Raw genomic sequence first — 12,798 nt, forward strand, 5'->3', positions numbered from 1 at the left:
TTCGGATCAAGGGCAATCGAGAGAACGCCTGGCCCATGGTGGAGTGGCCGAGTGGTGAGGCAACGGCCTGCAAAGCCGTGCACACGGGTTCGATTCCCGTCTCCACCTCGCAGTGTGTCGGAGGCAGCCGTCTTCGATGCAAGTACCTGCGCGATTAGCTCAGCGGGAGAGCGCTTCCCTGACACGGAAGAGGTCACTGGTTCAATCCCAGTATCGCGCACCACGCGAAGAACCCCGGTCTTGTGCCGGGGTTCTTTTCGTCCGACTGAATGTCGGTGGTTTCACCGCATCGCCCGCTGGATCCGTCCTCGGATGCAGCGTTCGATGCACATGCGGATGTGGCGCAGTGGTAGCGCATCACCTTGCCAAGGTGAGGGTCGCGGGTTCGAATCCCGTCATCCGCTCGTTCGATGTTCGCCTGCGCGATTAGCTCAGCGGGAGAGCGCTTCCCTGACACGGAAGAGGTCACTGGTTCAATCCCAGTATCGCGCACCATCCGAGAATGCCCTTCAGCCCCGTGCTGGAGGGCATTTGTGGTCTGGACCCGTGCAGGGGTGGTGATTCAGGTCATACACGTGCACTCTGGAGGGACATCCCCGACCGGAAGGAACCCCACCGATGGCCGACCGTACGAACGAGGCAGACAGTGGCGCCGAAGGTGTCACACCGACCACGGATCCGAGCACCGAGGAGAGGGCGAAGTCCGACGCGGCGGAGATCGATGCCCAGTACGAACCCGGCGCACGGCCGACAGTCACGCTGCCCGGAACGGACGGCATGGTGTCCGGGACGGCATTCGCAGACATGGTCGACGACAACGGCGGCCTGAAGGAGGACTCGACGCCGGATGCCTGAGGCGCCCACCGACACCCACGAAGTGCACGGTGTCGACGGAGTTCGTGGGTATCTTCATCGGTCCGACGGGCCGGAGGTGGCCGCACTCGCACTGACGCACGGGGCCGGCGGTGACTGCTCGGCCAAGTTCCTCGTCGACGTCGCCACCACATGGTCCGCGCACGGGGTGACGGTTCTGCGGTTCGATCTGGCGTTCCGGCAGGCGAAGCCGTCCGGCCCACCGCATCCGTCGAAGTCCGCGGCCGATCGAAACAGTGTGGTGCTCGCGGTCGAATATCTCGGCAGCCTCACCGCAGCGCCTCTCGTGGTGGGAGGACACTCCTATGGAGGCCGCCAGGCATCGATGACGGTGTCGGAGGGGCTCTCCGCCGTCGGTGCGCTGCTGTTGTCCTATCCGTTGCATCCGCCGGGCAAACCCGACAAGGCACGTACCGCGCACCTACCCGGAATAGATATCCCCACCCTGTTCGTCTCGGGCACGAAGGATCCATTCGGCACACCCGACGAGCTGAGGCTGGCAATCGCATCGATCCCCGGCCCGACGGAGTTGCTCGAGATCGACGGTGCAGGACACGACCTGTCCGCAGCCAAGCACCGCGTCGCCGAGCGATCGTTCGAGCACGCGTCACCCTTGTTCGGCACAGCCCGGTAATCGCGTCGGCGAGTCCCCGTGCGGTAGGAAACTGCTCGAATGTTCTACTTGTCTCATGCCCACCTGGGGATGGTTCGTCGTTGCACTCGTTCTGATCGACGCAGCGGTTCTCGCTGCGTGGCTGCTGGCTCGTAAACGTCCGGGCAAGCGCACGGATTCGACGAAACCCCCGGCGCCGCTCGCATCGACAGGGGTCCTGTGGGCCGACATCGAACCGACGCTTCGCACGCTCAAACACGAGGGAAACTCGCTCGCAGCGATCAAACTCCTGCGGTCCCGCACCGGGTTGCCGCTGCGCGAAGCCAAAGAGGCGGTGGACCGACTGTGACCGTGATCGTGGGCCGAGCCGGAATCTGGGAAGCCGAACAACTCGCCGACGTCGCCGCCGTGACGTTTCCGCTGGCCTGTCCACCCGGGTCGACCCAGGAGTCGATCGAAGCCTTCATCGGCGAGGTGCTCTCCCACGAACGGTTCGCCGACTACCTGGACGATCCGGATCGGACGATTCTCGCCGCGCGTGAAGACGACTCGATCGTCGGGTACGCCATGCTGATTCGCGGCGAGCCGGCCGACCCCTCGATCAGCGCCGTCCTGTCGACATCGCCGACGATGGAACTGTCCAAGATGTACGTCCTACCGGGTCATCACGGCAGCGAAGTGTCGGCGGCACTGATGGCGGCGACCGTGGCGTTGGCGGTCGACTTCGGCTGCGCTGGAATCTGGTTGGGCGTCAACCAGCAGAACGCGCGAGCTCAGCGCTACTACGCCAAGCACGGGTTCCACCGTGTGGGCACCAAGACGTTCACCGTCGGTGCCGAGGTACACGACGATTTCGTGTTCGAACGAGTCCTCTGACGTCAGCCGACGGCTGCGAAACGAGACAATGCGAGCAGGCGCGAGGTGGCACGCAGGTACTTCTTGCGATACCCGCCTGCCAACATCTCCTCGGTGAAGATTTCGTCGAGCTTTCCGCCGGACGCCGTCACCGGGATGCTCGCGTCGTACAGGCGGTCGGCCAACACGACAAGTCGGAGTGCGACCGCCTGGTCGGCAGCGGGGTGCACGTTCTTCCAGAAGACCGCCTCGACGCCGTCGAGCAGCTTGCCGTACCGCGACGGGTGCAACGTACTCAGGTGTGCGAGCAACTCGTCGAAATCGTCGAGCGTTGCGCCCTCGACGTGGTTCGCGCGCTCGACCAGTTCGGACTCGGAGGTGGGATCGGGAGCAGGCGGAAGGTCGCGGTGTCGGTAGTCGGGGCCGTCGACACGAATCGACTCGAAGATCGACCCGAGCTTCTTGATCTCGCGCATGAAGTCCTCGGCAGCGAACCTGCCCTCGCCCAGCTGTCCGGGGAGAGTGTTCGACGTCGCGACGATGGACACTCCACGTGCGGAGAGCTCGGACAGCAGACGGGACACCAGCATGGTGTCACCCGGGTCGTCGAGTTCGAACTCGTCGATGCACAGGACACTGTGGTTCGACAGCTGATCGAGTGCCTGGTTGAAGCCGAGCGCCCCGACCACATGTGTCAGCTCCACGAACGTTCCGAATGCCTTGGGCTCGGGCACGCTGTGGAAGATCGACGCCAAAAGGTGGGTCTTGCCGACGCCGAACCCGCCGTCGAGGTACAGGCCCGCGCCGGTTGCCGGGGTCTTCTTGCCGAAGAGGCCGCGCTTGCCACCCTTTCCGCGGATCTTGGTGACCTTCTGCGCGAACGCCTCGGCTTTCGCGACCGCCTCGGCCTGGCTCGGCTCGTTCGGATCGGGAATGTACGACGAGAAGCTGACGTCGTCGAACATGGCCGGCGGAACCATTTGAGCGATCAACTGATCGGATGGAACGACGGGGTTTCGATCGACAAGACGTGCAGGCATTGAACGAGCGTAGCGACGTGGTGTTATCTACCTTATGCAGCTACTGGATATTGCGACCTACTTCACATCCGAGAGCGATGTGTCACGCGTCGCGAAGGGCCGGCTGGACGAGGCCGACCTGTCGCGCCTGTACGCCTATCCCCCTCGACCCCGGCGCCCGTGGATTCGGGCGAACTTCGTGGCCAGCATCGACGGAGCAGTGACGGCCGACGGCGTGTCCGCCGGCCTCGGGTCGCCCGCCGACCAGGCAGTCTTCGGGGTCCTACGGTCCTTGACCGACGCGGTCCTCGTCGGCGCCGGAACCGTGCGCGCCGAAAATTACGGAGGCGTCTCCCTGCCCGACGACACCCGCCGGGCCCGCGTCGACCGCGGGTTGGACGAACTCCCCCCAGTCGTGGTCGTGACGGCCTCCGCCGAACTCGACCCCGACGCGCGAGTGTTCACCGACACCACCGTCACTCCGATCGTCGTGACCACTGCAGCCGCGTCCGCCGACAAGAAGAAGGCACTGTCCGACGCCGGAGCCCGGATCGTCGAGGCAGGTGAGACGACCGTGACGACCGGCGACCTACTCGGCGCGCTGGACGGTCTCGGTCTTCACCGCGTCCTGTGCGAGGGTGGCCCGGGACTGTTCGGCCAGCTGATCGCCGACGACGCCGTGGACGACGTCTGCCTCACGGTGTCGCCTCTCCTCGTGGCGGGGTCTGCCGGCAGGATCTCGCACTCCGCATCCGGCGCGGTCCGGCGCATGACGAGGGCGCACGTCGTCGCCGACGACGACGGCACACTGCTGACCAGGTGGGTCAAGCACCGAACCGAACACTGACCGGCCTGGTCGGATGTGTCGCCGACCGCCTGGTCGGATGGGTCGCCGACCGCGCGGTGCGGGAACTAGATAGCCTCGCAGCGTGACGCAGAATCGATCGTTGCTGGTGTTCGTCGTGTGTCTGTCTTTGTTCGCGGCCGGGTGCGGGGCCGGGCCGTCCGGTCGACCCGACGTGGCGGTCGAGCAGAACTCACCGGGCCAGCCCGCCGACACCGAATCGGAGGACCCCGCGCCGGAGCCTCCTGCACTGCAGGTTCCGGTGACGGATCTGTCCTGGCAGGACTGCACGTCGGACACCCTCGGTCGATACGGCTACGCACCTCGTACCCCCGGCCTGATCCTCGAATGCGCGGATTTCGAGGCGCCCGTCGACGCGTCCGGTGAGATGTTCGGGTCCTTCTCCGTCGGTGCGCTGCGTGCGCGCCTGGATCGGACGCCTGCCGACGCTCCCCCGATGGTGCTGACGTCAGGGGCGGACCGCGCGTCGATCGAGACGCTTGCCGACATGGCAGCAGGGCAGGGCGCGACCCTTCTGGCAACCAATCCTGTGGTCGCGGTGGACCGACGCGGCATCGGCCGATCCACTGCGGTGGACTGCACCAAGTTCGACGCCCGCGCAGCCCTGGCGGATCTGGGACAGTTCGCCGGAGCAGGCGGTGACACCGTCGATCGAGCCGTCACCGCAGGCCGGGACGCGACCATCGAATGCACCGACCTTCTGCAACCACAGGAACTGGCCTTCGCGACGTCGTATGCAGCGGACGACCTGGAACGGCTGCGACTCACGTGGGGCGTGGACAGCATCGGACTCATCGGCACCGGAAACGGTGCGTCCACCGCATTGGCATTCGCCGCGCAGTACCCGGACCGCCTCTCCCGACTCGTACTCGACTCGCCCACCGGACTCGGCGCGGATCAGATGACCGTTGCCGAACAGAAGACCCAGGGACGCGAAGCTGCCTTCACCGCCTTCGCCGGGCGATGCGTCGCGCTCGACTGTTCGCTCGGCCCGGATCCCCGTGCGGCCGTTGCCGAGCTGGTGCAGCGCGCACGATCGGGGGCCCTGAGGCCGCTGTCCACCCACGCGCTGCTCGACGGAATCGCCTATGCCCTCGCATCGTCGGCGGGCGATCCGACGCAGCGCGCACTCGCACTGTCCACCACACTCTCCTCTGCACGTTCCGGTGACACCGCAGCCCTGACCCAGTTGGCCGACCGAGCTGCCGACGCCTACGGCACGGACGGGCAGTTCGTCGCCCGCTGCACCGACGGACAGCAGTGGCCGTCGCCCCAGGCGGTGCGCGACGCCACCGGATCATGGTCGGAGTTGTATCCCGTCTTCGGCACCGACGCGGCTCTGGCCGCACTCGCCTGTGCGTCCTGGCCGACGGCTCCCGCAGCGCCGCTGCCCTCGGAACTACCGATTCCGGTGCTGTTGCTCAGCGGCGCGGCGGATCCCGTCGTCGGCAACGGAGGTTTCGCTGCAGTCTCCGGAATGATCGCGACGACGGGTACGCAGGCGGCGTCGATGACATGGCAGGGCGCGGGTCACCCCACGGTAGGTGGTTCGGCGTGCGCTCAGTCCGCGGTCGCCGGTTACGTCGCCGACGCGGCCCTGCCGCCGGACGGCAGCGTGTGCCCTGCATGAGACGCCGTGGGCGGTCGAGGGCGGGAACAAGGCCCGAGGGGGTTGTCACGGCCGGGGTGTCTGACGTCGGTCCGACAGGGCGGTCAATGTACCGTTCCGTAGGTGTCACTTAGCTTCCTCGAGCCACGAACCGGCCGGTCCACCGCAGAAGTAGTCAAGTTTGCGTTGTGGCCGTTGGCCGTCATGACGGTGCTCAACCGGGTCCTGGTTCGAGCGATCAACGGCGACATCACCGACGACTTCACCCCGGTGTATCGCGCGGCACTGGCGTTTCTCAACCGGCAGCCGGTCTACACGGCGAACTTCGATTCGGTGGATCCGCACTACCTGTACCCGCCCGGGGCCACGATGCTGCTCTCCCCCGTCGCTGTGATCGACCCGGAACGCTCGCGGTGGCTGTTCATCTTCGCCAGCACCATCGCAATCCTGATTGCTCTGTACATTCTGCTGCGCATCTTCGGCTACGGCCTGAACTCCGTCGTCGCGCCGGTCCTGCTCTTCGCCGCATTCGCCAGCGAAACAGTGACGAACACTCTGGTGTTCACCAACTTCAACGGTTTCGTGTTGCTCGGTGAAGTCGCGTTCATCGGTTTCCTGTTGAAGCGGAAAGACCTGTGGGCAGGCGTCGCGATCGGTCTCACGATCGTGGTCAAGCCCATTCTCGTTCCCCTGCTGATCATTCCGCTGATGACCAGACAGTGGAAGGTGTTCGTCACCGCAATCGCCATCCCTCTCGTCTTCACCGCGATCGCGTGGCCGCTGTCCGTCGACCCCATGGACTTCGTGAACCGCACCGTCCCGTACTTGCTCGAGTCCAGGGACTACTTCAACAGCGCCGTCGTCGGAAACGGTCGCTACTACGGTCTGCCCGAGGTACTGATCTTCGGAATCCGCGGCGTTCTCGGACTGATGGTTCTGGCCTCGTTGTGGATTCTCTACAAGTACTGCCGCGAGGACCGGTTGTTCTTCGTCGCCACCACGTCCGGCCTTGTCCTCACCGCACACTGGCTTCTGGGTTCGCTGGGCCAGATGTACTACTCGATGATGCTGTTCCCGCTTCTGATGACGGTCGTCCTGAAGAACTCGGTGCTCCGGAACTGGCCTGCCTGGCTCGCGATCTACGGCTTCACCTGCTACGACCGCTGGCTGTCCGGCCGGTTCTACACCACGGGACGAGCATTCGACTACATGCGCACCACCTTCGGATGGAGCCTCCTGATCATCGTCATCTTCGGCGTGCTCGTCGGGCGCTACTACGCCGCAAGGCAGGACGGCCGACTCGACCGGGGAATCGAACCAGAGTATCCACTGGACGACCCGCGACCTGCGGAGACGACGAAGTCCGGCGGATAGTATTAGCGTGAAGGCATGAGTTCAGCGACGGACAAGAATCCTGCCCCAGCAGTACAGCTCACCGACGCGCAGTGGCGAGAGAAACTCTCCCCCGAGGAGTACGCGGTTCTGCGGCAAGCCGGGACCGAGCGCCCCTTCGTCGGCGAATACACCGACACGACCACCGAAGGTATCTACGAATGCCGCGCATGCGGCGCGGAACTGTTCCGCAGTACCGAGAAGTTCGAGTCCCACTGCGGCTGGCCGTCCTTCTTCGACCCGGCCGACAGCGACGCCGTGATTCTGAACGAGGACAACTCGCTCGGAATGCGTCGCATCGAGGTGATCTGCAAGAACTGCCACAGTCACCTCGGACACGTCTTCGAGGGCGAGGGTTACCCGACGCCCACCGATCAGCGTTACTGCATCAATTCCATCTCGCTGACCTTCAGCCCAGCAGCCGACGCACGGTAGGCGCGCGGGATTCGTGCCCGAGTTCGGCTCACGCCGCGAAGCCGACTACAGCCGGATCGAGTACCGCACGGCCTTGAAAACTCTGCGGTATCTTTTCGCTATGACTGCGGCGATCAAGACATTCTGGTGGCGTCAGCTCAAACTCACCGGCCTTCGACCGAACTTCGGGGACGAGTTGACTCCGGGGCTGGTGAAGTCTCTGTTCGGTCGGAAATGTGCGTGGAGACGGCCGAAGGGCAGCGAGTTCACCGGCGCCGGTTCGACGCTGGAGATGGTCCAGCTCATGAACGCGCCGAAGACGTTGAAGATATGGGGTTCCGGTTTCGGAGTGCGCGAGGGAACCACCGAGAGAAACTTCAGCAATCCTGGGTACGATATCTACGCCGTACGGGGGCAACTCACCCTGGGGCGTGTCGACCAGGACCGCGATATCGCAGTCGGAGATCCGGGCCTTCTGGCAAGCAGGGTCTACCCGCCCTCGCAACAGGTGCCCGGTCGAGTCGGCCTCGTCTATCACTGGATGCACAAGAGCGACACAGTCGTTCAGACCCTCGCACGTGAGGGAAACATCATGCTGATCGATCCGTCGAGGAAGCCGTCCAAGGTCGTCGCGGACATCACGTCCTGTGAGTTCGTGATGTCCACGAGCCTGCACGGACTCATCGTCGCGGACTCGTACGGTATCCCGAATGCGTGGATCGAGCTGACGCAGGAGATAGGCGGCAAGGGCTACAAGTTCGAGGACTACTACTCCGCATTCGATGGAAAAGCGGTTCAGCATTCGTCCGACCTCGCATGGGATGCGGAGCACATCGAGGCCCTTCGCACCGAGTATCGTCCGATTCCCAATCTCGCAGAGATTCAGGACAATCTCGTCGCTGCATTTCCATACGCCGCAGTCGACGTACGATGACCTGACACAAACGAAGTGCGGCGGCGATCGGCTTCCGACAGCTACGTACCGAGGTGACACGCGGAGTACGTCCCCTCGCGTGCATACTGTGACCATGCGCACTTTTACTTCACCTGAGCAATTGAAGGCAGCGGTCGGCGAGGACCTCGGTAGCAGTGACTGGCTGCAGATCACGCAGGAACGGGTGAACACGTTCGCCGATGCCACGGGTGATCATCAGTGGATCCATGTCGATGTCGAACGCGCGAAGAAGGAAAGCCCGTTCGGTGCGCCGGTCGCCCACGGTTACTTGAGTTTGTCTCTCGTTCCGCTGCTCAACTGGCAGATCTACACCATCGAGAACACGAAACTCGGAATCAACTACGGCTCCAACAAGGTTCGGTTCGTCAATCCGGTGAAGGTGGGTTCGCACGTCCGCTTGCAGACGACGCTGACATCGGTGGACGAAGTGTCCGGTGGGGCTCTGCAGGTCGTCGCCACCAGCACGCTGGAGATCGAGGGTGAGGCGAAGCCTGCGCTCGTGGCGGAGACGATCAGTCGGATCGTGTTCTGACTGCTGCTCTGTCGAGTAGTTCGGGAGGATCGAACGCGGTGATCGGCGGCAGGTCACCGTCGTAGAGTTCGATCTGCACCAGAACGTGCTGACCCGTCGATCCTCGTGCGAGCGAGGATGTGCCGACGTCGGGCGTCAGCACGTTCGGGTTGCCGTGTTTGCACAGCGTGACGGGATCGGCAGGGTCGAGCGGGTCGTACCACGCACCGGTGGACAGTTGTACGACGCTGTCCATCATGGCGTCGTCGATGATCACACCGGCCAGGCAGGCTCCGCGGTCGTTGAACACCTTCACCACGTCGCCCGCGGCGATCCCTCGCGCGGCAGCCGCGGCGGGATGGATCCGAATCGGCTCTCGCCCTGCGATTTTCGACGCCTGGCTGGTAGCACCGTGATCCAGTTGGCTGTGCAATCGAGCGCGGGGCTGATTGGCGATCAAATGCAGAGGATACGTCGCAGCTCGTGCGCCGCCCAACCATTCGTCCGGTTCGAACCAGGCCGGGTGTCCGATGCAGTCGGCGTAATCGAAGCCCGCGATCGTCTCGGAGAAGATCTCGATCTTCCCGCTCGGTGTACGCAGGGCGTTCCGTCGAGGGTCCGCCCGATAGTCGGCGAGCAGGGTGAGGTCGTCCTCGGTGGTCATCCGGAACGAACCGGTGTGCCAGAAGTCGTCGAACTCCGGGGTGTCGACGCCGGCTGCGCGTAGGTAACCGCGCCACTGGTCGTAGAGATGCTCGACCCACTGCCGGGACGACCGACCTTCGGTGAATGTCTCTGCCACGCCCAGCTTCTCGGACAACGCCGCGAAAGTGTCGTAGTCGTCACGCGAATCGGCGTATCGAGGTACGGCGCGGTGCATGGCCACGAGCAGCGGATCGTTGCGGGTGCAACTCAGATCCTCACGTTCGAGCGACGTGGTCGACGGAACGACGATGTCCGCGTGTTTGGCCATCGGCGTCCAGTAAGGATCATGCACGACGATGGTGTCCGGACGTGCCAGTGCGCGCCGCAGTCGTCCCAGGTCCTGGTGGTGATGGAACGGGTTGCCCCCCGCCCAGTGCACGAGCTTGATGTCGGGGTACGTCAGTCGCCTGCCGTCGTAGTCGAACTCGGCACCGGGCCGGAGCAGCATGTCCGAGACCGCGGCCACCGGAATGAAGGACGTGACCGGATTCAGCCCCTGCGGAAGGGTCGGCAACGGGTACGGCACCGGTGCGAGACCCGGCTCGTTCATCGAGCCGTAGCCGTGGCCGAATCCCCCACCCGGGATGCCGATCTGGCCGAGCATCGATGCCAGCGTCAATCCCATCCACGGGGCTTGCTCACCGCTTCGCACTCGCTGCAGGGACCAGGTGACCGTCAGCAAGGTGCGTTGCGACGCCATCGACCTGGCGAGTTCGGTGATCACCTCGGGGGCCAGCCCGGATTTCTCGGACGCCCATGCGGGGGATTTCGGTGTGCCGTCGGTGTCACCGAGGAGGTAGTGCTCGAACGCGTCGTATCCCGTGGTGTACTCGTCCAGGAATTCTCGGTCGAGCAGGTTCTCGGTCGCCAGTACGTGAGCCAGCCCGAGCATCACTGCAACATCCGAGCCTGGACGCGGCGCGAGCCACGTTGCAGCGCCCGACATGTCGTCTCGTAGCGGACTGACGGTGACGATTTTTCCGCCGCGAGCCCGGAGTTCCGCGAGTGCGGATTCGGTGGGGTGAGTCGATGTACCGCCGTGATTGACGGACGTGTTCTTCACCGGCACTCCGCCGAACGCGACCAGAAGGTCGGTCTCGCGCGCGATGACTTTCCAGGATGTCGACCGTGAGAACAACTTCCAGTGCGCTCCGACGACGTGCGGCATGACCACGGACGTGGCGCCGGTGGAGTAACTGTTCACGGACCGGGTGTAACCACCGAGGCAGTTCAGGAAGCGATGAACCTGGGACTGGGCGTGATGGAAGCGCCCGGCACTGGCCCACCCGTAGGACCCACCGTAGATCGCAGTGTTTCCGTACCGGTCGATGACCCGCCGGAGTTCGTCGGCGAGGAGGTCGGTGAGCTCGTCCCAGGTGACGGAGACGAACTGATCGCTTCCGCGATGCTCGCTCGGACCCGGCCCGTCTTCGAGCCACCCTCGTCGCACGGCCGGTCCGGTGACGCGCGAGCGGTGACGTACCGATCCGGGAAGATTCCCCAGAACGGGCGACGGGCTCGAATCGCCTGCGTCGGGCGTGATCCCGGTTATCTCACCGTGCGCCGCGTCGGCCCGGAACATGCCCCAGTGGGCCATGTGCTGTGCACTCACAGGTCGATGCCGCGGCTTCTCACAGCATCCAGCAATGCAGTGGGTCGCTCGGTCGTCGGAACGGGGTCGACGAGCGCGAACGAACATCCGATGGCGCGTGCAGCGCCGTCGGCTTCTTCACTGTCCCCGACCATCAGGGTTCGTGTCGGGTCGACCCCGAGACCGTCGACGGCGATGCGGAAGATCTCCGGTTGCGGTTTGACGACTCCGACCTCGAAGGACAGCGTGAACCTGTCGACGTACTTTTCGATGCCGAGCTGCGCGAACGCCGGCCTGATGTCGAAGGGGATGTTGCTCAGGACACCGACCGAGATAGACCTCGCGGCAAGGGCTTTCACCACCTCGGCCGTGTCGGGATACGGCGTCCAGCTGGCTGCGTCGACGACGCGGCCGTACACGGATTCCGCCTGCTCCGGTCGGTCTATTCCGGATTCCTTCAGAACGTGAAGATATGCCTGCCGGTGCAGTGCCGGGTCCAGGTCGCGGTTCCGCCACGCGTGGCGGGTGATGTCGTCGAACTGCACGACCTCCCCGACCGGTGCGGTCATACGGCGCATCAACTCCGCCGCGTGATGCCCGTCCACCGGAGCGCCGTCCGAGTGGGTGACACCGTCGAACCACGAGTCGTCCTCGTCCAGCCGAAAGAGGGTGCCGGAGAAGTCGAAGATGACCGCCTCGATCATGGCAGGGATGCCACGAGTGCCTCGACGTCGACGCGTGGTCCGGTGAAGAACGGTGTCTCCTCGCGTACGTGGCGCCGTGCTTCGGTGGCACGCAGGTCGCGCATGAGATCGACGATGCGGTCGAGTTCCGGTGCCTCGAAGGCGAGAATCCATTCGTAGTCCCCGAGGGCGAAGGACGGCACGGTGTTGGCGCGGACGTCCTTGTAGCCGCGGGCGGCCATGCCGTGATCGGCGAGCATCGTACGACGCTCCTCGTCGGGCAGCAGGTACCAGTCGATGGAGCGGACGAACGGATAGACGCAGATGTAGGCGCCCGGGTCCTCACCGGCGATGAACGCCGGTACGTGACTCTTGTTGAACTCGGCCGGGCGATGCAGTGCGGAGTTGCTCCACACCGGGGTGCTTGCCTTCCCCAGCGCGGTGGTCCGACGGAAGTCGGAGTACGTGGCCTGCAGGTCCTCGATGCGCTCGGCGTGCGTCCAGACCATGAAGTCGGCATCGGCGCGCATCCCGGCGATGTCGTAGACGCCGCGTACTGCGACGCCTTTCTCTTCCTGGCTCTCGAAGAACACCCGGGCTTCCTTCGATGCGGCGGCGCGGTCGTCGCCCAGGACTCCTGGGGTGACCTTGTACACCGAGAACATCAGGTAGCGAAGTGTGGAGTTGAGCGCTGAGTAGTCGAGGCGTGCCAT

General features: G+C 64.6%; 14 protein-coding genes and 4 tRNA genes. 14 read left to right on the plus strand and 4 right to left on the minus strand.

Features of this window, described 5'->3' with window-relative positions; genetic code table 11:
* The first annotated feature begins 37 nt into the window (after positions 1 to 37).
* From H292_RS0101060 to H292_RS0101100, 8 genes are all read left to right on the plus strand, one after another.
* Positions 38 to 108 (plus strand) — tRNA-Cys (locus tag H292_RS0101060).
* Between the two features lie 40 nt (positions 109 to 148).
* Positions 149 to 223, plus strand: a tRNA-Val gene (locus H292_RS0101065).
* Between the two features lie 109 nt (positions 224 to 332).
* Positions 333 to 404 (plus strand) — tRNA-Gly (locus H292_RS0101075).
* Between the two features lie 16 nt (positions 405 to 420).
* Positions 421 to 495, plus strand: a tRNA-Val gene (locus H292_RS0101080).
* A gap of 123 nt (positions 496 to 618) precedes the next feature.
* Positions 619 to 855 (plus strand): hypothetical protein, encoded by a 237-nt coding sequence (locus tag H292_RS0101085; protein WP_020110155.1) that lies wholly within the window; start codon positions 619 to 621, stop codon positions 853 to 855.
* Entirely contained in the window at positions 848 to 1,507 is a 660-nt protein-coding gene (locus H292_RS0101090; RefSeq protein ID WP_019664008.1) for an alpha/beta hydrolase family protein, read from the plus strand. The genes H292_RS0101085 and H292_RS0101090 overlap by 8 nt, the downstream gene beginning before the upstream one ends.
* A gap of 55 nt (positions 1,508 to 1,562) precedes the next feature.
* Positions 1,563 to 1,835: a hypothetical protein gene (locus H292_RS0101095; protein ID WP_019664009.1), complete on the plus strand. Its 273-nt coding sequence runs from the start codon at positions 1,563 to 1,565 to the stop codon at positions 1,833 to 1,835.
* Entirely contained in the window at positions 1,832 to 2,362 is a 531-nt protein-coding gene (locus H292_RS0101100) for a GNAT family N-acetyltransferase (protein ID WP_019664010.1), read from the plus strand. Before H292_RS0101095 ends, H292_RS0101100 begins: the two co-directional genes overlap by 4 nt.
* Before the next feature lie 2 nt (positions 2,363 to 2,364).
* Here H292_RS0101100 and zapE read toward each other — a convergent pair whose 3' ends face one another.
* Positions 2,365 to 3,381 carry a cell division protein ZapE gene (gene zapE, locus H292_RS0101105; protein ID WP_019664011.1) on the minus strand — a complete coding sequence of 339 codons (1,017 nt, stop codon included), beginning with the start codon at positions 3,379 to 3,381 and terminating at the stop codon, positions 2,365 to 2,367.
* 34 nt (positions 3,382 to 3,415) lie between these two features.
* Here zapE and H292_RS0101110 point away from each other — a divergent pair, with 34 nt between their 5' ends.
* From H292_RS0101110 to H292_RS0101135, 6 genes are all read left to right on the plus strand, one after another.
* A complete protein-coding gene (locus tag H292_RS0101110) occupies positions 3,416 to 4,207 on the plus strand; it encodes a pyrimidine reductase family protein (RefSeq protein ID WP_020110156.1) in 792 nt (263 codons plus the stop codon).
* 82 nt (positions 4,208 to 4,289) lie between these two features.
* A complete protein-coding gene (locus tag H292_RS0101115) occupies positions 4,290 to 5,855 on the plus strand; it encodes an alpha/beta hydrolase (protein ID WP_020110157.1) in 1,566 nt (521 codons plus the stop codon).
* A gap of 102 nt (positions 5,856 to 5,957) precedes the next feature.
* Positions 5,958 to 7,208, plus strand: a complete 1,251-nt coding sequence (locus H292_RS0101120; RefSeq protein WP_019664014.1) for a glycosyltransferase family 87 protein — start codon at positions 5,958 to 5,960, stop codon at positions 7,206 to 7,208.
* 15 nt (positions 7,209 to 7,223) lie between these two features.
* Positions 7,224 to 7,661: a peptide-methionine (R)-S-oxide reductase MsrB gene (gene msrB / locus H292_RS0101125; protein WP_020110158.1), complete on the plus strand. Its 438-nt coding sequence runs from the start codon at positions 7,224 to 7,226 to the stop codon at positions 7,659 to 7,661.
* A 100-nt stretch (positions 7,662 to 7,761) separates the two neighbouring features.
* Entirely contained in the window at positions 7,762 to 8,574 is an 813-nt protein-coding gene (locus tag H292_RS0101130) for a polysaccharide pyruvyl transferase family protein (protein WP_143545126.1), read from the plus strand.
* Positions 8,575 to 8,668: 94 nt separating this feature from the next.
* Complete coding sequence (locus H292_RS0101135; RefSeq protein WP_027498535.1) at positions 8,669 to 9,127, plus strand: MaoC family dehydratase; 459 nt, start codon at positions 8,669 to 8,671, stop codon at positions 9,125 to 9,127.
* Here the strand turns inward: H292_RS0101135 and H292_RS0101140 are convergent.
* From H292_RS0101140 to hemQ, 3 genes are read right to left on the minus strand one after another with little or no spacing between them, the layout of a single operon-like run.
* Positions 9,108 to 11,408 carry a molybdopterin-dependent oxidoreductase gene (locus H292_RS0101140; protein ID WP_179276862.1) on the minus strand — a complete coding sequence of 767 codons (2,301 nt, stop codon included), beginning with the start codon at positions 11,406 to 11,408 and terminating at the stop codon, positions 9,108 to 9,110. The genes H292_RS0101135 and H292_RS0101140 overlap by 20 nt on opposite strands.
* A gap of 11 nt (positions 11,409 to 11,419) precedes the next feature.
* Complete coding sequence (locus H292_RS0101145; protein WP_020110162.1) at positions 11,420 to 12,106, minus strand: HAD family hydrolase; 687 nt, start codon at positions 12,104 to 12,106, stop codon at positions 11,420 to 11,422.
* Positions 12,103 to 12,798: a hydrogen peroxide-dependent heme synthase gene (gene hemQ, locus H292_RS0101150; protein ID WP_019664019.1), complete on the minus strand. Its 696-nt coding sequence runs from the start codon at positions 12,796 to 12,798 to the stop codon at positions 12,103 to 12,105. Before hemQ ends, H292_RS0101145 begins: the two co-directional genes overlap by 4 nt.

Source organism: Rhodococcus sp. 114MFTsu3.1 (assembly GCF_000383555.1).
Lineage (GTDB): Bacteria > Actinomycetota > Actinomycetes > Mycobacteriales > Mycobacteriaceae > Rhodococcoides > Rhodococcoides fascians_E.

What these genes read in the sequence shown, in the direction of transcription:
- H292_RS0101090 (WP_019664008.1), top strand. Translation starts at nt 848, where the DNA reads ATGCCTGAGGCGCCCACCGACACCCACGAAGTGCACGGTGTCGACGGA.
- msrB (WP_020110158.1), top strand. Translation starts at nt 7,224, where the DNA reads ATGAGTTCAGCGACGGACAAGAATCCTGCCCCAGCAGTACAGCTCACC.
- H292_RS0101135 (WP_027498535.1), top strand. Translation starts at nt 8,669, where the DNA reads ATGCGCACTTTTACTTCACCTGAGCAATTGAAGGCAGCGGTCGGCGAG.
- H292_RS0101145 (WP_020110162.1), bottom strand. Translation starts at nt 12,106, where the DNA reads ATGATCGAGGCGGTCATCTTCGACTTCTCCGGCACCCTCTTTCGGCTG.
- H292_RS0101110 (WP_020110156.1), top strand. Translation starts at nt 3,416, where the DNA reads ATGCAGCTACTGGATATTGCGACCTACTTCACATCCGAGAGCGATGTG.
- H292_RS0101140 (WP_179276862.1), bottom strand. Translation starts at nt 11,408, where the DNA reads ATGGCCCACTGGGGCATGTTCCGGGCCGACGCGGCGCACGGTGAGATA.
- H292_RS0101130 (WP_143545126.1), top strand. Translation starts at nt 7,762, where the DNA reads ATGACTGCGGCGATCAAGACATTCTGGTGGCGTCAGCTCAAACTCACC.
- hemQ (WP_019664019.1), bottom strand. Translation starts at nt 12,798, where the DNA reads ATGGCACGCCTCGACTACTCAGCGCTCAACTCCACACTTCGCTACCTG.
- H292_RS0101085 (WP_020110155.1), top strand. Translation starts at nt 619, where the DNA reads ATGGCCGACCGTACGAACGAGGCAGACAGTGGCGCCGAAGGTGTCACA.
- zapE (WP_019664011.1), bottom strand. Translation starts at nt 3,381, where the DNA reads ATGCCTGCACGTCTTGTCGATCGAAACCCCGTCGTTCCATCCGATCAG.
- H292_RS0101095 (WP_019664009.1), top strand. Translation starts at nt 1,563, where the DNA reads ATGCCCACCTGGGGATGGTTCGTCGTTGCACTCGTTCTGATCGACGCA.